The 19,245-nt window shown below is 65.3% G+C and carries 17 protein-coding genes, 1 other RNA gene and 1 pseudogene; 6 read left to right on the top strand and 13 right to left on the bottom strand.

The window, feature by feature from the left end; genetic code table 11:
• Window position 1 precedes the first annotated feature (1 nt).
• From ABQU90_RS11035 to ABQU90_RS11015, 6 genes and pseudogenes are all read right to left on the bottom strand, one after another.
• On the bottom strand, window positions 2-478 hold the full coding sequence (locus ABQU90_RS11035) for a SixA phosphatase family protein (RefSeq protein ID WP_055853785.1): 477 nt from the start codon (window positions 476-478) through the stop codon (window positions 2-4).
• A 15-nt stretch (window positions 479-493) separates the two neighbouring features.
• Window positions 494-1,126 carry a ParA family protein gene (locus ABQU90_RS11030; RefSeq protein ID WP_055853787.1) on the bottom strand — a complete coding sequence of 211 codons (633 nt, stop codon included), beginning with the start codon at window positions 1,124-1,126 and terminating at the stop codon, window positions 494-496.
• A gap of 152 nt (window positions 1,127-1,278) precedes the next feature.
• Window positions 1,279-2,337 (bottom strand): hypothetical protein, encoded by a 1,059-nt coding sequence (locus ABQU90_RS11025; protein WP_323520973.1) that lies wholly within the window; start codon window positions 2,335-2,337, stop codon window positions 1,279-1,281.
• A 66-nt stretch (window positions 2,338-2,403) separates the two neighbouring features.
• Window positions 2,404-3,321 carry an AEC family transporter gene (locus ABQU90_RS11020; protein ID WP_115560915.1) on the bottom strand — a complete coding sequence of 306 codons (918 nt, stop codon included), beginning with the start codon at window positions 3,319-3,321 and terminating at the stop codon, window positions 2,404-2,406.
• A 108-nt stretch (window positions 3,322-3,429) separates the two neighbouring features.
• A pseudogene (locus ABQU90_RS22785) lies at window positions 3,430-3,538 on the bottom strand (penicillin acylase family protein); the annotation flags it as partial.
• A 382-nt stretch (window positions 3,539-3,920) separates the two neighbouring features.
• Window positions 3,921-4,556 carry a tetratricopeptide repeat protein gene (locus ABQU90_RS11015; RefSeq protein ID WP_115514957.1) on the bottom strand — a complete coding sequence of 212 codons (636 nt, stop codon included), beginning with the start codon at window positions 4,554-4,556 and terminating at the stop codon, window positions 3,921-3,923.
• Window positions 4,557-4,751: 195 nt separating this feature from the next.
• On the opposite strand from ABQU90_RS11015, the gene ABQU90_RS11010 reads away from it, so the two are divergent.
• The 4 genes from ABQU90_RS11010 (at window position 4,752) to ABQU90_RS10995 (ending at window position 10,488) form a co-directional block, all read left to right on the top strand.
• Window positions 4,752-8,444 carry an indolepyruvate ferredoxin oxidoreductase family protein gene (locus ABQU90_RS11010; protein WP_323520972.1) on the top strand — a complete coding sequence of 1,231 codons (3,693 nt, stop codon included), beginning with the start codon at window positions 4,752-4,754 and terminating at the stop codon, window positions 8,442-8,444.
• A gap of 117 nt (window positions 8,445-8,561) precedes the next feature.
• Window positions 8,562-9,209, top strand: coding sequence for a helix-turn-helix transcriptional regulator (locus tag ABQU90_RS11005; RefSeq protein WP_323520971.1), 648 nt, complete (start codon window positions 8,562-8,564; stop codon window positions 9,207-9,209).
• Window positions 9,206-9,964: a HipA N-terminal domain-containing protein gene (locus ABQU90_RS22780; RefSeq protein ID WP_430544352.1), complete on the top strand. Its 759-nt coding sequence runs from the start codon at window positions 9,206-9,208 to the stop codon at window positions 9,962-9,964. Before ABQU90_RS11005 ends, ABQU90_RS22780 begins: the two co-directional genes overlap by 4 nt.
• Window positions 9,964-10,488 (top strand): HipA domain-containing protein, encoded by a 525-nt coding sequence (locus ABQU90_RS10995; RefSeq protein WP_430544351.1) that lies wholly within the window; start codon window positions 9,964-9,966, stop codon window positions 10,486-10,488. Before ABQU90_RS22780 ends, ABQU90_RS10995 begins: the two co-directional genes overlap by 1 nt.
• A gap of 57 nt (window positions 10,489-10,545) precedes the next feature.
• Here the strand turns inward: ABQU90_RS10995 and egtD are convergent, their stop codons facing one another.
• Window positions 10,546-11,532: an L-histidine N(alpha)-methyltransferase gene (gene egtD, locus ABQU90_RS10990; protein ID WP_323520970.1), complete on the bottom strand. Its 987-nt coding sequence runs from the start codon at window positions 11,530-11,532 to the stop codon at window positions 10,546-10,548.
• Complete coding sequence (egtB, locus tag ABQU90_RS10985; RefSeq protein ID WP_323520969.1) at window positions 11,529-12,818, bottom strand: ergothioneine biosynthesis protein EgtB; 1,290 nt, start codon at window positions 12,816-12,818, stop codon at window positions 11,529-11,531. Before egtB ends, egtD begins: the two co-directional genes overlap by 4 nt.
• A 65-nt stretch (window positions 12,819-12,883) precedes the next feature.
• On the opposite strand from egtB, the gene ABQU90_RS10980 reads away from it, so the two are divergent.
• The gene (locus ABQU90_RS10980) at window positions 12,884-14,065 is read left to right on the top strand and encodes an aminotransferase class V-fold PLP-dependent enzyme (protein ID WP_323520968.1); all 1,182 of its coding nucleotides are present in this window, start codon (window positions 12,884-12,886) and stop codon (window positions 14,063-14,065) included.
• 117 nt (window positions 14,066-14,182) lie between these two features.
• On the opposite strand, the gene ABQU90_RS10975 is transcribed toward ABQU90_RS10980, so the two are convergent.
• From ABQU90_RS10975 to ABQU90_RS10960, 4 genes are all read right to left on the bottom strand, one after another.
• The gene (locus tag ABQU90_RS10975; protein WP_115526700.1) at window positions 14,183-15,655 is read right to left on the bottom strand and encodes an ABC transporter permease/substrate-binding protein; all 1,473 of its coding nucleotides are present in this window, start codon (window positions 15,653-15,655) and stop codon (window positions 14,183-14,185) included.
• Window positions 15,652-16,389, bottom strand: a complete 738-nt coding sequence (locus tag ABQU90_RS10970; RefSeq protein ID WP_323521138.1) for an ATP-binding cassette domain-containing protein — start codon at window positions 16,387-16,389, stop codon at window positions 15,652-15,654. Before ABQU90_RS10970 ends, ABQU90_RS10975 begins: the two co-directional genes overlap by 4 nt.
• A gap of 48 nt (window positions 16,390-16,437) precedes the next feature.
• Window positions 16,438-16,755 (bottom strand): EF-hand domain-containing protein, encoded by a 318-nt coding sequence (locus ABQU90_RS10965; protein WP_323521137.1) that lies wholly within the window; start codon window positions 16,753-16,755, stop codon window positions 16,438-16,440.
• Window positions 16,756-16,822: 67 nt separating this feature from the next.
• Entirely contained in the window at window positions 16,823-18,028 is a 1,206-nt protein-coding gene (locus ABQU90_RS10960) for a DesA family fatty acid desaturase (RefSeq protein WP_323521136.1), read from the bottom strand.
• Window positions 18,029-18,179: 151 nt separating this feature from the next.
• On the opposite strand from ABQU90_RS10960, the gene ABQU90_RS10955 reads away from it, so the two are divergent.
• Window positions 18,180-19,016, top strand: a complete 837-nt coding sequence (locus tag ABQU90_RS10955) for an ABC transporter ATP-binding protein (RefSeq protein WP_323520967.1) — start codon at window positions 18,180-18,182, stop codon at window positions 19,014-19,016.
• 4 nt (window positions 19,017-19,020) lie between these two features.
• Here the strand turns inward: ABQU90_RS10955 and ABQU90_RS10950 are convergent.
• Window positions 19,021-19,097, bottom strand: a non-coding RNA gene (locus tag ABQU90_RS10950) — sX9 sRNA.
• Window positions 19,098-19,245 lie beyond the last annotated feature (148 nt).

The raw sequence follows: 19,245 nt of genomic DNA, 5'->3' as shown, positions 1-19,245 counted from the left end.
ATCAAGGCCACCAGAAGGCGGTCAAACGGGCGATCCCCGGCTCGATGGTGGCGTCCAGCGGCAGGGCCAGCAAGACGATCGAGGCGGTCGGCATGCCGCGGTAGTCGCCGGTCTGCCCGCTGTGCATCAGCGCGGCCAGCCGCTCCAGGCCCGGGTTGTGGCCGACCAGCAGCAGGCGCTCGGCCTCGCGGTGTTCGTCCACCAGGCTGGCCAGGGTGCCGGGGGTGGCCTCGTAGATGCGTTCGTCCAGGCGTTGTTCGATGTACCCGGTGAGCTCGAGCACCGCCTCCAGCGTCTCGCGGGAGCGCCGGGCCGGCGAGCACAGCACGCGGTCGGGGACTAGCCGCTGTTCGCGCAGCCAGCGCCCGGCAGACTCCGCTTCGGCGATGCCGTGCGGGGACAGCGGGCGGTCGAAGTCAGCCTGGCCGGTATCGGCCGGCTCTGCATGGGCGTGTCGCAACAAGATCAATTCGCGCATAGGAACTTTCCGGTTCTAGGACTTCTTGAGCCACTTCAACAGCGGCTCCCAGTCCTGTTGATGGTCGCGCACCTGCGCCGAGCGGTAATCGAACAAGCTGCGCCCCAGCCCGGCCATGACCACGTAGGCCTGGGTGTCGCGCAATTGGGTCACCAGCGGATATGGCCAGGTCCCGATCATCTCGGCGGCCTGCTGCGAAGTCTGGGTCCAGGGTCGGGCGCGGTTGAGCACCAGGCCGACGGGGAGCTTGCGCTGGTGCACGCGCGGCACCTTGGCCAGCGTGTTGAGAAAGCCCACCACCGCTTCGATGTCCAGCGCCGAGGACAGCACCGGCACCACGATGGCGTCGACGTGGTCCAGGAACCCGCTGAGGTCGTCGGCCATCGCACCGGCCGGCGCGTCGATGATCAGCTGGTCGGTGCCATCGGGGACCGCCGCCTGCCAGTTGCGGCGCTTGGTGGCGTCGATCGGCAGCACCGCACTTTCGAGGCTGGCGCGTCGCTGCGCCCAGCGCGTGGACGAACCTTGCGGATCGGCATCTGCCAGCACGGTGCGCTGGCCCTGCAGGGCCGCATATGCGGCCAGGTTGGTGGCGATCGTGGTCTTGCCGACGCCGCCTTTGGAAGCGGCCACCAGGACTGTCTTCATGCACGCCTCGCTTCCGGGAGCAAGCCGGCAGCGTACACCGCGGCAAGGTGAGGAAGTAGTCGAAACGCGTTAAACGCGATGCGTGCGTTTGTCATCGCAGTGCAGCATCGGCGCACGGTTCAGCCGCGCACGTTTGCGGCGCACCTTGTGTCTCAGCGAATTGCGGCGACGGGATGCCAGTCCGCCGGAGGCAAAGCGGCAATGCCGCTGCGTTGCAAGGACGCGCGCAATGAGGGGATTTCACCTTGCGTCAACGTGATCTCAACCTCAGCAGCGGCCGTGGCAAAACTGGGCGTGCGGCGCTGTTGATGCTGCTGCAACCACCGCAACTCGCGTACCCGCGCGTGCCAATACGCAGCATCGCGGCCGGTGCTCAGGTCTGCCATGCGCTCGGAGCCGATCAACGCCGTTACCAGCATTGCGTCGTCGTTGCCCAGGCTGCCGAGGATGGCCATGCACTCATCGCGCAATGCAGGTGCGGCGATGGGCGGGGTGCATCGGCGCGTGACCTCGGCCAGCGACGGAATCACGTGCGCCGCCCAGGCGCCCATCACGTAGCCCATCGCCATCTCCGCACCAGTGGACGGCAGATCTTGTGCCTGCAGTTGCGCGCGCAGCTGCACCGATTGCAATTGTGGCCATTGCATCCCGGCATAGGCGGCGTGCAAGGCCTGCCCCAGCGCAACGGCGCCGCTGTCGAAATGGTCTGCACGTGCGGCGGCCTGCCAGGCGGATTCGGCGGCGAGCCGATCGCCACGTCGCTGCGCAGCGCTGAAGGCCCGCAGCGGCGCATCGGCGTTGCCGGCATCGGCCTGTTCCAGAAAAACCACTGCGCCGGCCGGGTCACAGCGCAGCTCCGCCGGGCAGCCGTTGGCCTCTACGCGCGCGACCAGCAAATCGCGGGGCCGTGCATCCAGCGCTCCTTGCAGCACTGCCCGCTGGGCTGGCGCGTAGCCGGTGGCGGCGGACTCCGTATCAGCCTGCGCGTCATCGCTGAGCCATAGCAGGCCTGCAACATAACGCTGACGCGGCTGTTGGCTGGCGGCCAGGGTCTGCAGCCGCGCCTGCATGGCCTGGCCAACTTGCTGCGCCCACTGCTGCACCTCGGGTGCGTTGGCGGGGTCGGGCATGGCAGGCGCTGTTGCCGCAGAGGCCGACAGGCTGGTGCCAAGGCACAGCAGCGCAACTGCGATCTGACGATATCCCTGCATGTGCTTGTCTTCCGTGTGAGCGCGGCGCCATGCCGCAGGCCAGCATTTCATGCCGCTGCGGGCGTATCAAGCCACCAGGCGCGCCAGCAACCAGGACCAGGCGGGCAAGGTCAGCAGCGAGAGCAGGATGCTGTAGCCGACCATGGCGGCTGCCAGCCTGGGGGCCAGCCGATGCGAGATGGCCAGCGCGGCGGCGGTGATCATGGTGGGCATGGCCGATTCGAGCACGTTGGTCTGCAGCATCAGCCCGCGCAGGCCGAGCGCCCAGGACAGCGGCAGCGCCAGGATCGGCATCACCGCCAGCTTGAAGACCAGACCCACCGCGAGTGGCTTGAGTTCGTCGGCGGGCAGACGCAACTGCAGCGAAAAGCCCACCGCAAGCATCACCAGCGGCAACATCGCATCGGCCAGGCTCTTGAGGCCTGCGCCGATCCAGGCCGGTGGCTGCGCGGGCATCAGCGTCAGCGCGAACAGCAGCGCCCACAGCGGCGGGAACTTGAGGACACGGGTCAGTATGATTTTTGCGGTGGGCGGCGTATCGCCGCTGTAGCGCGCCAGCACGTACAGGCCGAAGGTGGACAGCAGCACGAAGGTGCCGAACTGGTCGTACACCACCGCGTACGGCAGGGCCTGGTCGCCCAACAGCGCGCGCACCATCGGAAACCCGATGAAGCTGGAGTTGGTGAACACCACGCACATCAGCAGCGCGGCGTACTCGGCACGGCCGAAGCGCAACACGCGGCTGCAGCCCCACAGCAGCGGCACAATGATCGCGGTCAGCAGCCATGGTGTGGCGATCACCCCAGCGAGCGAGGCGTCCAGGTGCAGGCGCGGCACGTAGGTCAGCACCGAGGCTGGCAGACAGATGTACAACACGATGCGGTTGAGCACGTCGGCGCTGTTGTCCGGCAGCACCTTAAGCCGCGCGAACACCAGGCCAAGCCCCAGCATCGCCAGGATCAACGCAAATGCATCCACCGCCATGGCTGATCGTGTCTGTTGGAGAGCGATGCACAGAATCGCACAGCGCCGGGTCCAGGCACTGGGGAGGAGTGGAGGAGAGCTAGCGTGGCGTCGCGCTTACGCGAGCAACGCGTCGGCCAGATGGCCAGGCCCCTTTACGGCGCAACAGATCGAGCCGGAACAAGCGGTCGCGCGCGCCATCGAATCCCTGCACGAAGAACGCGTCGCCATCGGTGCGCAGCGAGACTTCCATCGTTTGCCTATCCCGAAGCCAGTCTGTCGAGGGCGCGGTGCCCTCGCCGCTCGCGGGACACGTTGTGAACCCATCGCTGGGAGCTCGATGGCCGCATCCATGCCGCCAACGGTCCCGCAATCGGCGAGGACACCGCACCAGGCAGGTTGCTGGCTGCTTTATTGAAAGCCCTGCATAACGACCAACTCGACTGGCCCTTGCCCGCTCACCGTTGCGGGACCTTAAGCGGTATGGCTGCCGCGTAAGGGCTGACTAGGACGTCCTTGCAGCGTGTCCCGCGATGGTGGGCGGGCACGGACCCTGCAGCAAACCTGCAGACCACTGCACGGCATGCGCTGCAGGCGATCCCTGCAGCGCGGTGCGTCGCTTACGGAAACGCCGGCGGGCTGGCCTGCCATGCCGCAAAGACCTCCGCCAGGCTGGTGCGCTCTGCGTCGCGCCAATCCGGCAGCAGGCTGGCGTAATTGGCGGTGCTGCTCCAGCGATCGGGCCAGGTGCGCACGGCGGCGGCATACCACTCGGTAGCCTCCTGCTTGCGTCCGGCCCGCCACAACGTCAGTGCGGCGGTGATGGGCAACCATTCCGGCGTGGCCGGGCGGCCATTGGCCAGGTTGGCCCACTGCTGCAGCGCCTTGTCGGGCTTGTCGGCGCGCACCAGGTCCCAGCCGTAGTTCCAGGTGATGGTGCGATATTGCTGGCTGCCATTGGAGACCAATGCCAATGCCCCCTGGTACAGCTCATCGCCCAATTGGGTGCGTCCGCCGGCATAGGCCAGCGAGGCCAGCTGAGCGCGCGGTTCGGCGGCGCGTGCGTCACGCTGCACCATCGCTGCCAGACGATCGACCACCGCATCGCCCTGCCCCGGCACCGCGACCACGGCCTTGGTGGTGCTGCGGTCTTCGTCGAAATAGAACTCCTTGGGCTTGGGCAGGCTCTGCGCCTGCGCCAGCGACCACACGCCTCCGAGCAGGACCAAGGCGGCCCATGCGTATTTCCTTTTCACTGTATTTTCCCCTGAAACAGCAAACGACCCTTCCCGTCCCCATCCTACCCGCAGCGCGACGGCTGTGCATCCGCATGCGAACGGGCGCGTGAAGGCTGACTGTTACACTTTGCGCCGCCGTTTTGGAATCCGTCGGGCGAGTCATTGGTTTCAGATGACACGCACCGGGTCCCAGCCACCCTTTCCGGGCACGCCATGACCAGTACCGCTGCACTCTCTTCTCCCGACTCTGCCAACACGCCGGAGCTCGGCCGGGTGGATGCGGACTACACGCTGGACCACAAATACACGCGCACCGATGGGCGCATCTATCTGTCCGGCGTGCAGGCCCTGGTGCGGCTGCCGTTGCTGCAGCGCCTGCGCGACGACGCGGCCGGCCTGGATACCGCCGGCTTCATCAGCGGCTACCGCGGCAGCCCCTTGGGCGGACTGGATCTGGAACTGTGGCGCGCGCGCAAGCATCTGGATGCCGCCAGGGTGACCTTTACCCCGGGCCTCAACGAGGACCTGGCCGCCACCATGGTGTGGGGCACCCAGCAGACCAACCTGTTCCCCGGCGCCAAGGTGCAGGGCGTGTACGGCATGTGGTACGGCAAGGGCCCGGGCGTGGACCGCAGCGGCGATGTGTTCAAGCACGGCAATGCTGCCGGCACTTCGCCGTTTGGCGGCGTGCTGGCGCTGGCCGCCGACGACCATGCCTGCCGCAGCTCGACCCTGCCGCATGGGTCGGAAGACGAATTCGTCAGCGCGATGATGCCCATCCTCAACCCGGCCGGGGTGCAGGACATCCTGGACATGGGTTTGCTGGGCTGGGCGATGAGCCGTTACACCGGGCGCTGGATCGGCTTCAAGACCATCGCCGAGACGGTGGAATCGTCCGCGTCGGTGCAGGTGGACCCGTTCGCCCGCAGCATCGTGCTGCCGGAGGATTTCGCGCTACCGCCGGGCGGTTTGAGCATCCGTTGGCCCGACCCGCCGGTGGATCAGGAAATGCGCCTGCATCGCTATGCGGTGGCGGCGGCACAGGCATTCGCACGGGCAAACCAGATCGACCGGATCGTGCTGGATTCGCCACGTGCGCGGCTGGGCATCGTCACCACCGGCAAGAGCTATCTGGACGTATTGCAGGCGCTGGAATACCTGGGCCTGGATGCGCAGGCCTGCGCGCAGATCGGTATCCGCGTGTACAAGGTCGGCATGACCTGGCCGCTGGAACCGGTGGGCATCAGCGCGTTCGCGCAGGGGCTCGACGACATTGTGGTGGTGGAAGAAAAGAAGGCCTTCATCGAGCGCCAGATGAAGGAGCTGTTCTACAACTGGCCGGCCAACGCCGGTGCGCGGCCGAGCATCGTCGGCAAGTACGACGAACTCGGCGCATGGATTTTGCCGTCGACCGGCGAGCTGACCCCGGCCACGATCGCCGCGGTGATCGGCAAGCGGATCCAGCGGTTTTTCACTGCCGATTCGATCGAGCAGCGGTTGCGCTGGATGGAGACCAAGGAAGCGGAAATGGCCTTGCCGCGCGCGCAGTTCCCGCGCGTGCCGCATTACTGCTCTGGCTGCCCGCACAACACCTCCACGGTGGTGCCGGAAGGCTCACGCGCGCTGGGCGGCATCGGGTGCCATTACATGGTGACCTGGATGAACCGCTCCACCGACACCTTCACCCACATGGGCGGCGAAGGCGTGACGTGGTCGGGGCAAGCGCCGTTTACCGATACCCCGCACGTGTTTCAGAACCTGGGCGATGGCACGTATTTCCATAGTGGCTCGTTGGCGATTCGCCAATCGGTCGCCACCGGCGTCAACATCACCTACAAGATTCTCTACAACGATGCGGTGGCCATGACCGGCGGCCAGCCGGTGGACGGCACGCTCACCGTGCCCGACATCGCCCATCAGCTGCGCGCCGAAGGCATCCATGAGATTGCGGTCGTCAGCGACGACATCGGCAAGTGGACGCGGCGGCGCGATCTGTTTCCCGCTGATGTGGCATTTCATGATCGTGGCGAGCTGGATGCGGTGCAACAACACCTGCGCACGGTCAAGGGTGTGTCGATCCTGATCTTCGATCAGACTTGCGCCACCGAAAAACGTCGACGCCGCAAGCGCGGCAAGCTGGTCGATCCGCCCAAGCGGGTCATGATCAATTCGCTGGTCTGCGAAGGCTGCGGCGATTGCGGCGAGAAAAGTTTTTGCGTGTCGGTGCTGCCCAAAGAAACCGAGTTCGGGCGCAAGCGGCAAATCGATCAATCTAATTGCAACAAGGATTATTCCTGCGTCTCCGGGTTCTGCCCGAGCTTTGTCACCGTGCATGGCGGTGCGCTGCGCAAGGGCAAACAACGCGATGCCAGCGCATTGCTGGATAACCTGCCAGCACCGCCGCAACGCACCACGCTGGAGCAACCCTGGAACATCCTGATCACCGGCGTCGGCGGCACTGGCGTGGTCACCATCGGTGCGCTGCTGGGCATGGCCGGGCATCTGGAAGGCAAGGGCGCCACGGTGCTGGACCAGACCGGCCTGGCGCAAAAAGGCGGCGCGGTCACTACGCATATCCGCATCGCGCGCACGCCCGGCGACATCCATGCGGTGCGCATTGCCGCCGGCGAAGCCGACCTGGTGGTGGGCTGCGACATGGTGGTGGTCAACGATTATTGGGCGCTGTCCAAGGTGCGCGATGGCCGCACCCAGGTGGTACTCAACACCTATGAAGCGATGCCGGGCAGCTTCACCACGCAGCCGGACCTGCAGTTCCCGGCTGCCGAGATCATTGCCGGTGTGCGTACCGCGCTTGGCGGACAGGAGCCGTTATTGTTGGACGCCACGCAACTGGCCACTGCACTGCTGGGCGATGCGATCGCCAGCAATCTGTTCGTATTGGGCTATGCCTGGCAGCACGGCTTGGTGCCGTTGTCGCATGCGGCATTGATGCGCGCGATCGAACTCAATGGCGCGGCGGTGGCGATGAATCAGCAGGCCTTCGCCTGGGGCCGGCTGGCGGCGGTGGATCTGCCGGCGGTGCAACGCGCTGCAGGTCTGGCCAACGCTGACGTGTCTGCACATCGACACGGTGACACACCCGCCGCACGTGCGCCCGGTAGCTGGGAAGACCACACTCTCAGCGGACAAAACGCACCGCGTGCGTTGGCGCAAACCGATGGCAGCACACTGCATGGCGATGTGGATGCACCGGTGCATCCACTCGACGATGAGCAGCTGGCGCAGTCGCTAGACGAAGCGATTACCCGCCGCATCGCGTTTCTGGCCGACTATCAAGATGCTACCTACGCGCAGCGCTATCGCGCGCTGGTGGAACGCGTGCGTGCACACGAGGCACAACGCGTCCCCGGCAGCAGTGCACTGACCGAAGCGGTGGCGCGCTACGCTTTCAAGCTGATGTCCTACAAGGACGAATACGAAGTGGCGCGGCTGTACACGCGTGGCGATTTCCAGCGCCGGCTGCAGCAGCAGTTCGAAGGCGACTACACGGTGCGCTTCCACCTGGCACCGCCGCTGCTGGCCAAGAAGGATGCACACGGCCATTTGATCAAGCGCGAATACGGGCCGTGGATGTTCAGCGCTTTCAAGCTGCTGGCACGTCTGAAATTCCTGCGCGGAGGCAAGCTCGATGTGTTCGGCTACACCGCCGAGCGGCGCAGCGAGCGCCAGCTGATTGTCGATTACCTCGCCACCGTGGACGGGCTGCTGGATAGCGTGGATGCCGACAACGTGGGGCTCGCCGCGCAGATCGCCAGCATCCCCGAACACATCCGTGGCTATGGGCACGTCAAGGAGGCGCATCTGCGTGAGGCCAAGGCGCGCGAAGCGGCCTTGCTGGCGCAGTGGCGCAATCCGAAGGTGCTGCATGTGGTGCAGGCGGCTTGATGTCGCCGAGCGATGACACTTCGCCGATGTAAGCGATCGACGACATCCAGCTGGAGATGACTGGGTGCTTGAGCGCGAATCGGCCTGTCGATGTAAGCGATCGACGACATTGCACCAATGTCGTCGATCGCTTACATTGCAGCCATGGATACTGTCCGCACGCCGTCCGATATCGGCAACATCGTCCGCGCCAGGCGTAAGCGCTTAGGCTGGGATCAGGCTCGCCTGGCCAACGAAATCGGCGTAAGCCGGCAATGGGTCGTCGATATCGAGAAAGGCAAGCCGCGCGCGGAGCTGCAATTGATCCTGAGAGCACTGCAGGCGTTGGGACTGGAGTTGATGCTTAGCCCAGGCGTTGCTCAGGCTCCGCAAGCGCGCGTGCCCGATCGCGGCACCGTGACGCCGATCAATCTCGACGCGATCGTTGAACATAACCGGTCCAATACACCAGTGGGAACCGACGTTCTCAATGCGTTCAACAACACCCTCCTCACGAACCAATTCTCGTCGCTCGATAGGCTGAAAAATGCAGGCTTACTCAGACCATCATCGGCATTGGATGCTGTAAAACAGTCTCCGGCGCAGGCAGCCTTAACAGCAGCGCTGAATCAGTATCCCTCAATGATCAATGCACCGAATGAAAAACATGTAGTGAATGAAGTCTTGCAGAACCAGGTCTCCGCACTTGATCGTTCGAAGGTTGGCAAGGCAGCGAAAATTTCCAAAGTCATATCGGCATCTTCTAAAAAGAAGGGCGATCCGTGAGACTGATCGCACTGATCGAAAACCAGGTGATCGGCTATCTGGCGCCCGACCCGCATGGGCATCCACGGTTCACCTACACGCCGGACTGGCAGCATTCGAAAAGTGCGATACCGCTGTCGTTGAACCTTCCCCTGAGCAAGGAGGATCACCGCACCGAGGCGGTCAGTGCAGTGCTATGGGGCTTGTTGCCAGACAACGAAGCCACCTTGCAACGCTGGGCCTCCAGGTTCCAGGTCTCTCCGCGCAACCCGCTCGCCCTGTTGTCGCACGTCGGCGAGGATTGCGCTGGTGCGGTGCAGTTCGTCACCGAAGCCCGGCTTGAGGATGTGCTGTCCGGCGCCAGCGACAGCATCGAACCACTCACGGATGGCGAACTGGAAGCACGCTTGCACAGGCTGCGCCAGGACATCGGCGCGGCGCGGCGCGCCAAGTCGATGACGTCGGGCAGTTCAGCCTGGCCGGCGCGCAGGCCAAGATCGCGTTGCTGCACGACGGGCAGCAGTGGGCAATCCCGGCCGGACGCATCCCGACCACGCATATCCTCAAACCACCGAGCGGCGAATACGACGGGTTCGTCGAGAACGAGCTGTTCTGCCTGCGCCTGGCGCGCAGCATCGGCCTGCCGACCGCCGCCGCCCAGGCGCTGCGCTTCGGCGATGAAACCGCCATTTGCGTCGAACGTTACGACCGCATCGCCAGCAACGGCAGGCTGCTGCGCGTACACCAGGAAGACGTCTGACAAGCGCTGGGAGTGATGCCGCAGATCAAGTACCAGAACCAGGGCGGCCCGGGACCGGCTGCGCTGTCGCAACTGTTGTGGACGCACTCCTCGCAGCCGCGGCAGGACATCGACACCTTGTTCCAGGCGTTGGTCTTCAACCACCTGATCGGCGGCACCGATGCCCACGCGAAGAACTATTCGCTGCTGCTCGGCCAACACCGGCAGGTCCGGCTGGCACCGTTGTATGACATCTCCAGCGCCCTGCCGTATCCGCAGCTGCAACAGCGCAAAATCAAGATGGCAATGAAGGTCGGCAGCCACTATCGCTGGTGGGACATTCGTCCAGGCGACTGGCGGCAACTGGCCGAAACGCTACGCCTGGACGGCATGACCTGCCTTGCCTGGATGGAGGTGGCCGCAAGCGACCTGCCCGATCAGGCGCGTGATCTTGCCGTCGTGCTTCGGCAGGAAGGCGTTGCGCATCCGGTTCTGGATGCGCTGGTGGATGCCATCGCCGCTTCGTGCCACCGCATGCGCACACTGTTGCAATCGAACTGATGATGGTTGGAACCGGATCGCCAGGCCGCGTTCGGCCATGGTGGCGATCCGGTTCGCTCACACCGGGCGCAGCAGGCGCAGCCCGAACCAATCCTTCGCATCATTCCAGCCGTGCGTGACCTTGAGCCCGGCGGCGGCGGCCAGTTCGGCAAAACGCGTATCGGTGTATTTGTAGCTGTATTCGACCTGCATGGCTTCGCCTTCGGCAAAGGCGAATTCCTTTCCGCCCACGTGCACGCGTTGGTCGCGCTGACTGATCAAAAAGGTTTCGATGCGGCCGCGTTCGCTCGCATACACCGCATGGTGACGGAAACCATCCAGATCGAAGTCGCTGCCGATCTCGCGATTGAGCCGCGCCAACAGGTTCAACGTGAACTCGGCAGTGACGCCGGCCGCATCGTTATAGGCGGCTTCGATCAGGTCGGAATCCTTGTCCAGATCGATGCCGATTAACGCGCAGCCATCGCTGCCCATGGTCTGGCGCATCGCATCCATCAAGGCGATGGCGGCAGTGTCGGTGAAGTTGCCTAGCGTGGAGCCGGGGAAGAACACCACGTGTCGGCGCGAAGGGCGCTGCGCATCGGGAAGACGCAACGGTGTGGTGAAGTCGGTGCAGACCGGCAGCATCTGAATCTGCGGAAATTGCTGGGTCAACCGTGCGGTGCTCTCCAGCAATGCGGTGCGCGAAATTTCCAACGGCGTGTACGCCACCACATCGCGCAGGCCTTGCAGCAGCAGCTCGGTCTTGCGGCCACTGCCGCTGCCGTATTCGACCACATGCACGTCGGGGCCAATCGCCTGCGCGATCGAGGACATGCTGGCTTCCAGCAACATCAATTCTGTGCCGGTGAGGTAGTACTCCGGCTGCCGGGTGATGGCTTCGAACAGCTGCGAGCCGCGGGCGTCGTAGAAATACTTGGACGGCAGCGTCTTGGGTGTTTGCGACAAGCCCGCCAGTGCGTCGGCGGTGATGTCGTCCGGCTGCGGACGCAGATCGGTCAGCGCGGCATGGGCGCGTTGCATGGCATGGGCGGCGGCGTTCAAGGCAGATCCTTGGCAAGACGCACGCCGGCAAACTGCCAACGCGCATCGGAGGGGAAAAAGTTGCGGTAACTGGCGCGCAGGTGACTGGCCGGCGTGGCGCAGCTGCCACCGCGCAGCACCCATTGCGCATTCATGAATTTGCCGTTGTATTCGCCCAACGAGCCAGGCCATGGTGCGAAACCCGGATACGGCAGATAGGCACTGCCGGTCCACTCCCACACATCGCCAAACAGCTGCTGCATGCCGGTGTCCACGGCCTGCGCAGCGCGGGGATGCAGTGCGTCGGTATCGACAAAATTGCCCTGCACCGGCACCCCGGCAGCCGCCTGTTCCCACTCGGCTTCGGTGGGCAGACGCGCACCGGCCCAGCGGGCGAACGCATCGGCTTCGAACAGGCTCAGGTGACAGACCGGCGCGTGCGCATCGCGCGTGCGCCAGCCATCCAGGGTGAATTCGCGCCCATCTGCATCCCAGTACAGCGGATGCTGCCAGCCCTGCGCCTGCACCATCGCCCAGCCATCGCTGAGCCAGGCACTGGCGCTGCGGTAACCGCCGGCGTCGATGAACTCCTGGAACTCGGCATTGGTGACGACACGGTTGGCCAAGGCATGCGCCCCGATCAGCACGCGGTGACGCGGCGACTCGTTGTCGTAGGCAAACGTGTCGCACTGCGGCCATGCCGGTGCACCGATCTCAGCAATCTGCTCATCGCGCGCATGCCAACGCAGTGCACTCGGCAATGCAGCTTCGGGTGCGGGCGCATCGCGGTAGGCCGGCTGCAGCGGATTGCTCCACAACGCGTGCTTGATGTCGGTCAGCAATAATTCCTGATGCTGCTGCTCGTGCTGGATGCCCAGTTGCACGATGGTGCAGGCCTGCGCGTCGAGCGCGCCATCTTGCAAGCGCTGCTGCATGTGGGTGTCGACGGCCGCACGGTAGTCGCGCACCTGCTGCAGCGATGGCCGCGACAACACGCCGCGACGTGTACGCGCATGCATCGGGCCCACACTTTGATAGTAACTATTGAACAAAAAATCCCACGCCGGGTCGAAAACGCGGTACGCAGGGTCGGACTGCAGCACGAAGCGTTCAAAAAACCAGGTGGTATGCGCCAGATGCCATTTGCTGGGGCTGGCATCGGGCATGCTCTGCACCATCGCGTCTTCCGCGCTCAGGGGTGCGGCAAGACGGTCGCTCAGCGCGCGGGTCTGCGCGTAGCGTTGCAGCAGCGTCAACTGCTGTTGCTGGCGGTTGACCACCAGGGGTGAGAGTGCAGACATCGCCATATGCTTGAGGAGCGTCCGTGAACGCGCCGTGTCGGCGGCATGGCAGCCAGCGGTAAGCTGTTGGCATGCCATCGTCTTCGCTGCCCAGTTCGCTCCCCACCCCTGTCGCCTGGGAACACCGGCACCGCGCATTTGCGCTACCCGATGAGGTCATCTATCTGGACGCTGCCTCGCGCGGGCCGTTGCTGACTGTGGTGCAGGCCGTGGCGCATCAGGCGGTCGATGCGATGGCCACGCCGTGGCGGTTGCCATTCGATGCATGGCTGCGCGACATCGAGCATCTACGCCGCTTGGCCGCCGGTCTGTTCGACAACGATGTCGATGCGGTGGCGATGTTGCCGTCGGCCGCGCATGGGCTGGCCACGGCTGCACGCAATCTGCCACTGCATGGCGGCGACGCGGTGCTGCTGCTGGACGGGCAATTCCCGTCCAACCTGCTGATCTGGCAACGGCGCTGCACGGAGGTGGGCGCACGCATTGTGGCGGTGCCAACCGCTGCCGGCACAGTGCTGACCGATGCGGTGCTGGACGCGGTTGAACAGACGCCTGCGCTGCGCATCGTCAGCCTGCCGCATGCGTACTGGCTGGACGGGCGGCAGCTGGACCTGGACCGGATCAGCGCGGCGGTGCACGCGCGCGGTGCGGCGCTGGTGCTGGATCTGAGCCAAAGCCTGGGCGTCATGCCGACCGACCTGCCGCGCTGGAAGCCGGAGTTCGTGGTCAGTGTCGGCCATAAATGGTTGCTGGGGCCGATGGGCCTGGCGTGGCTGTGGGTGGCGCCGCAGTGGCGCACGCAGGGCGTGCCGATCGAAGAACACTGGATCGGCCGGGATGCCGGCAGCAGCTGGGAGTTTCCGGTGGCGCAGGCGCCGGAGTATCGCGAAGGGGCACGGCGGTTCGATGCCGGCGGCGTTACCGACCCGTTGCGGATTGCGATGGCAACGGCCGCCCTGCAGCAAGTGACGGCCTGGCAACCCGCACGTATCGCTGCTGCGCTGGGCGCACTGACCGCGCAGTGGGATGCGGCGTTATCTGCGCGCGGGCTCGGCCATTGGTGCACCCTCGGCCATGCGCCGCATCTGACCGCGTTGCAGCCGCCGGCCACCCAGTTGGATGCGGTAGTAAAGACGCTCGGCGAGCAAGGCGCGATCTGCACGCGGCGGCATAGACGTTTACGTATCGCACCGCACCTGAGTGTTGCCGACGATGCCCTCCTGCGCTTGATTGCTGCGCTGCCAGGGCAGTGACGCGGTACGCCAGCGCATGTAGGAGCGGACCTGGCCGCGACGGGGCGTGACCCGAGTAAGGCGGTGTCGCGGCCGGGTCCGCTCCTACGGGTTGATGGGGGATTATTTGTCCGCTGCTTAACCGCGCTGACTGAGCCGCAGGCCGCGTGGGGTTGCCCAACGCTCCAGCCCTTCGAATGCCGCCTGCACCAGCAGTGCGAGGACGGCGGCGGGGATCGCGCCTTCCAGAATCAAGCCGATGTCGTCGAGACGGATGCCGGTGAGAATCGGCTGACCATACCCACCGGCACCGATCAGCGCACCCAAGGTGGCGGTGCCTACGTTGATGACCGCAGCGGTCTGGATACCGGCCACGATAGTGCGGCGGGCCAGCGGCAATTCCACGCGCCACAATCGCGTCCAGGCCGGCAACCCGATCGCTTCGGCGGTCTGGCGTAACTCACGCGGAATCGAAGTGAGCCCGGCATGGGTATTGCGCACGATCGGCAGCAGGCTATACAGAAACAACGCGGCAATCGCCGGTTTTGCGCCGATGCCGAACAACGGAATCATGAAGACGAACACGGCCAACGAGGGCAGCGTCTGCAACACACCGGTCAACGACAACACCACCTGGCCTAGCCGCGGCCGCCGCGCTGCGAGCACACCCAAGGGCAGCGCAATCAGCAACGCGAAGCCCAGCGAGATGCCGACCAGCGCCAGATGCTCGCGGGTGTGACGCAGCAACCGGCCGATGCGCGAATCCGCTTGTGCCGTGGCCGCAACGCCCAGCCATTGCGCGGCCACCGCCGCCTCGGACTGCCGCTCCAATTTCACCTGCGCATTGAGCCGCTGCATGGTGGCTTCGTCGATCCGTCCCTGCAGACCTTGCAAAGCCTTGAGCATCGCCGGTGCGCGCTGCGCCAGGTCCTTGCGATACAAAAACACCGCTTGATACTCGGGGAAATATTGGCGGTCGTCGCGCAGCACTTGCAGCTGGTAATACGGAATCTCCGCATCGGTGCTGTATAGATCGGTGACCTCGATCGCCCCGCTTTGCAGCGCGCGATAAGCCAGATCGTGATCCAGCCCGGTGGCGGTCTGCGGCAAGCCGTAGGCCGCACGCACGCCGGGCCAGCCGTCGGCACGCTGCATGAATTCATTGCTCAACCCGATCTTCAGTGCCGGGTGGCGGGCCAGATCAGAGAGCGATGCGATGCCCAGCGCCTGCGCACGCGCACGGCGCATACCAAACGCATAGGTGTCCTGAAACCCCAGCGACTCGGTCATCGCCAGACCGCGTGCGTCCAGCGCCGCACGCAGCTCGGCGTGGCTGGCCTTGGGCAACTGCAGCAGTTCCTGCGCCAGGGTGCCGGTGTATTCGGCATAGGCATCGATCTGGCCGGTTTCCAGCGCGCGCCACAGAATGCGCGTGCCGCCGAGCTGGGCACGGTGTTGCACGTCCACGCCATCGCGCCGACCGGCCGCAGTGGCGATTTCGCCCAGGATCACTGCCTCGGTGAAGTTCTTCGAGCCGATGGTCACCGGCGCGGCCTGCGCGCCGAGGCTGCAGATCAGCAGCAGCATTGCCGCAAAGAGGCGCGCCATCATGCGGCGTCGCCGATGCTGCGTTGTGCGGTGAGAAACCGCTGCACGAACGCGTCGGCCGGCTGCTCAAGCAGCTCGCGTGCACTGCCCTGTTGCACCACGCGGCCGGCGCACATCAGCACCAGGGTGTCGGCCAGATACGCCGCTTCGGCGACATCATGGGTGACCAGCACCACGGTCTTGCCAAGCTGCGCAAACAGCGCGCGCATCTGCGCCTGCAGGTCGTAGCGCACGATCGGGTCGAGCGCCCCCAGCGGTTCGTCCAGCAGCAGCGCGGGCGGGTCCAGCATCAAGGCGCGGATCAGCCCCACGCGTTGGCGCTGCCCACCGGAGAGTTCGGCCGGATAACGCGCCAGCAACTCCGGCGGCAACTGGCACAGCGTGCACAGGCTATCCAAGCGCGCATCGATGCGTTGTCGCGTCCAGCCCAGGGTCTGCGCCAGCAGCACCACGTTGCTGCGCGCGTCCAGGTGGGGGAACAGCCCACCTTCCTGGATGACATAGCCGATGCGTTGGCGTTGCGCCTGCAGACTGGCGCGCGCCAATGGCACGCCATCGACAGCGACCGTGCCGCTGTCAGGCCATTCCAGCCCCACCAGCATGCGCAACACGGTGGACTTGCCGGCGCCGCTGGGGCCGATCAACGCCGTCGTAACGCCGCTGGCAAAGCCCAGTGTGACCGTGTCGAGTGCGATGGCCTGGCCGTAGCGGCGGCTGACCTGGTCGAGAGTGAACATGCGCGCGAGCTTGCCGAACGCGACGTCAGGCACGCGCGAAGGTGCGCATCAGCGCGGCGGCGCCAGCAGTTCGCGCGCGCTCAGATAATCATCGCCGTTGGCGTCCTGACGTGCGAAGCGCTCGATCAAGGTGGCGCGATGTGCGGCGCGGGGGATCGGCTTACCGCGCCGGCCCGGCAGTTCGTCGCCTTGCAGCACACCGTCGTGATCGACATCGCGCTGATCGAAGGCGTAGCTCATCCAGTCCAGATATTCATCGCGACTGACGCGGCCATCGCCATCGGTGTCCATGCGCTTGAGATAGTCCTGGCTGTCCTGCACCTGGGCATGTGCCGCAGACGCGCACGCACAGACGATGCAGGCCATCAGCAGCGCGCGCGTCACCGAGCCTTTCCAGCCGCGTGCGCAGACCGCAGTACGCGTGCCGCTGCGCTTACGCGCCACTCAGCGCATAACCCTTGAGCCGCGCCGCGTACGCCTGCAGCGCGGCGTTGCCACTGGCTTCGGCCTCATGGCACCACTGCTGCAACTGCTTGAGACGCTCGGACGCATCATGGCTACGCGCTTCCAGCACCGCGGTCAGGCGCGCGCGGTACTCGACCAACGTACGCATACGCGGACGCTGCGCCACCCAGGCCTGCAACTGCGCGCGCGCATCCGGCTTGAGCCAGCGCCCGTCATCGACCAGGCCCTTGCGCAAACGCCGCGGCAACAACTCACGCAGCTTGGCGCCGGTGGCGGCGGCTTCCTCGCGCAAGGCCGGCTTAAGCACGTTGCGCTGGTAATCGGTCATGGCCTGGAAGCGATGCGATAACAGCGCTTTCAGCGTATCGGCATCGGGCACGGCGATATTGGGGCGGATATCCAGCGACGGGGCAACACGCAGCACCTTGGCCAGACCCATGGCCTGCAGTCCGCGAATCGCGATCCAGCCGATATCCAGTTCCCAACGCCGCATCGAAAACCGTGCCGAACTCGGAAACGCGTGATGGTTGTTGTGCAGTTCTTCGCCACCGATCCACAGCGCCCACGGGGTGAGGTTGGTGGAGGTGTCGGCGGATTCGAAATTGCGATAGCCCCACCAATGGCCCAGGCCATTGACCACACCCGCCGCCCAGAACGGAATCCACGCCATCTGGATCGCCCATAGCGCAATGCCGGGCAAGCCAAACAACACGCCGTTGAGCACCAGCAGTGCGATCGGCCCGGCATTGGCGTGCGGGGTGTACAGATGCCGCTCGATCCAGTCGCTGGGCGCGCCCTTGCCGTACTGCTCGATGTCGGCGCGTTGCGTACGTGCTTCGCGATACAGCTCCACGCCGCGCCAGAACACCTGCTTGATGCCCTTGGTCTGCGGGCTGTGCGGATCTTCGTCGGTTTCGACCTTGGCGTGATGCTTGCGATGGATGGCCACCCATTCGCGGGTGATCATCGAGGTGGTGAGCCAGGTCCAGAAGCGGAAGAAGTGCGCCACCACCGGATGGAAATCCACACCGCGGTGCGCCTGGCTACGATGCAGGTACAAGGTCACCGCAAAGATGGTGAGCTGGGTGAACACCAGCAGCACCGCGAGCATGCCCCACACACCCAGCCCGGCCACGCCGGCGGTCAGGAAGTCGATGATCGGATCGGACAGCATCGGCAGTTCCACGGCGGCGGTTTCTCGTTGGTCGATGCAGACATGATGGGGGCGATCGCGGCAAACTTCACCCTTCGGATGCGTAGGGTGACGCCTGCCTTCCTAAAGCGGTTCACACGTGTCTTCTCCCTTACTGCCTGATGTCTTGCGTATGACTGTTTCCACCGATGTTGCCGATACGTTTGCCGATGCGCCTGCGCTGATCGAACTCGACCAGGCAAGTGTGATGCGCGGCCAGATCCGGGTGCTGCATGCGTTGCGTTTGCGGATCGCGCTTGGCCAGCACACTGCCATCCTCGGCCCCAACGGCTGCGGCAAATCCTCGTTCATCAAGCTCATCACGCGCGAGCTGTATCCGCTGGCGCGTGGCGATGGCCAGCCCGCGGTGAAGGTGCTGGGGCAGGCGCGCTGGCAGGTGGAGCGGTTGCGCTCGCAGCTGGGGATCGTCAGCGGCGATCTGAGCGTCAATCTGGCGGACATGCCGGGGCTGGATGTCGAAAGCGCGGTGCTGTCCGGCTTCTTCGCCAGCTACGTGGTGCCGCCGCATCACGAGGTCAGCGACGACATGCGCGCGCGGGCACGTGAGGCCTTGGCGCTGGCACGTGCCCTGCCGTTGCTGGATCGACCGTTTGCCGAGTTGTCGGCCGGCGAGACCCGCCGCGTGCTGATCGCGCGCGCCCTGGTCAACCGCCCACAGGCGCTGTTGCTGGACGAGCCGTCCACCGGCCTGGACCTGATGGCGCGCCAATACATGCTCGACACCTTGCGCGGCCTTGCCCGGCAAGGCATCACGCTGGTGCTGGTGACTCACCACATCGAAGAGATCGTGCCGGAAATCGCGCGGGTGATTCTGCTGCGCGCCGGCACGGTGATCGCCGATGGTCCGCGCGATGCGCTGCTGACCGATGCCAGCCTGTCGGCAGCGTTCGACGGCCCGGTGCGCGTGCACCGCGACGGCGAGCGCTATTGGGCGACGGTGGGGGAATAAGCGCAGCTAACACAACGTGGCGAGCCGTCGTCAGGTAGGTGCGGACGGCACGCTCAGAACCGGAGTGGACGCGTGGACCCTGCCGCACCGAGCACCGGCCGCGTCCGCTCGGCGGTGAGTGAGCACAGTCGTTCTGGGAGCTGCTCTAAGCCGGCGGTGCCAATGCTGCAGTCAACACGACACCGTTGCCCGATGCAGGCGCTAGCCACGCTGCGGCCTACTTCAGCGC

The sequence above is a fragment of the Xanthomonas sp. WHRI 10207 genome (assembly GCF_040202975.1).
Lineage (GTDB): Bacteria > Pseudomonadota > Gammaproteobacteria > Xanthomonadales > Xanthomonadaceae > Xanthomonas.
The sequence above is the reverse complement of the archived record's forward strand: the minus strand, read 5'-3'. Positions and strand labels throughout refer to the sequence as shown.

Excerpts from the sequence above, each read along its gene's own strand:
- ABQU90_RS11035 (WP_055853785.1), bottom strand. The coding sequence starts at position 478 with ATGCGCGAATTGATCTTGTTGCGACACGCCCATGCAGAGCCGGCCGAT.
- ABQU90_RS11030 (WP_055853787.1), bottom strand. The coding sequence starts at position 1,126 with ATGAAGACAGTCCTGGTGGCCGCTTCCAAAGGCGGCGTCGGCAAGACC.
- ABQU90_RS11025 (WP_323520973.1), bottom strand. The coding sequence starts at position 2,337 with ATGCAGGGATATCGTCAGATCGCAGTTGCGCTGCTGTGCCTTGGCACC.
- ABQU90_RS11020 (WP_115560915.1), bottom strand. The coding sequence starts at position 3,321 with ATGGCGGTGGATGCATTTGCGTTGATCCTGGCGATGCTGGGGCTTGGC.
- ABQU90_RS11010 (WP_323520972.1), top strand. The coding sequence starts at position 4,752 with ATGACCAGTACCGCTGCACTCTCTTCTCCCGACTCTGCCAACACGCCG.
- ABQU90_RS11005 (WP_323520971.1), top strand. The coding sequence starts at position 8,562 with ATGTCGTCGATCGCTTACATTGCAGCCATGGATACTGTCCGCACGCCG.
- ABQU90_RS10995 (WP_430544351.1), top strand. The coding sequence starts at position 9,964 with ATGCCGCAGATCAAGTACCAGAACCAGGGCGGCCCGGGACCGGCTGCG.
- egtB (WP_323520969.1), bottom strand. The coding sequence starts at position 12,818 with ATGGCGATGTCTGCACTCTCACCCCTGGTGGTCAACCGCCAGCAACAG.
- ABQU90_RS10980 (WP_323520968.1), top strand. The coding sequence starts at position 12,884 with ATGCCATCGTCTTCGCTGCCCAGTTCGCTCCCCACCCCTGTCGCCTGG.
- ABQU90_RS10975 (WP_115526700.1), bottom strand. The coding sequence starts at position 15,655 with ATGATGGCGCGCCTCTTTGCGGCAATGCTGCTGCTGATCTGCAGCCTC.
- ABQU90_RS10970 (WP_323521138.1), bottom strand. The coding sequence starts at position 16,389 with ATGTTCACTCTCGACCAGGTCAGCCGCCGCTACGGCCAGGCCATCGCA.
- ABQU90_RS10965 (WP_323521137.1), bottom strand. The coding sequence starts at position 16,755 with ATGGCCTGCATCGTCTGTGCGTGCGCGTCTGCGGCACATGCCCAGGTG.
- ABQU90_RS10960 (WP_323521136.1), bottom strand. The coding sequence starts at position 18,028 with ATGCTGTCCGATCCGATCATCGACTTCCTGACCGCCGGCGTGGCCGGG.
- ABQU90_RS10955 (WP_323520967.1), top strand. The coding sequence starts at position 18,180 with ATGACTGTTTCCACCGATGTTGCCGATACGTTTGCCGATGCGCCTGCG.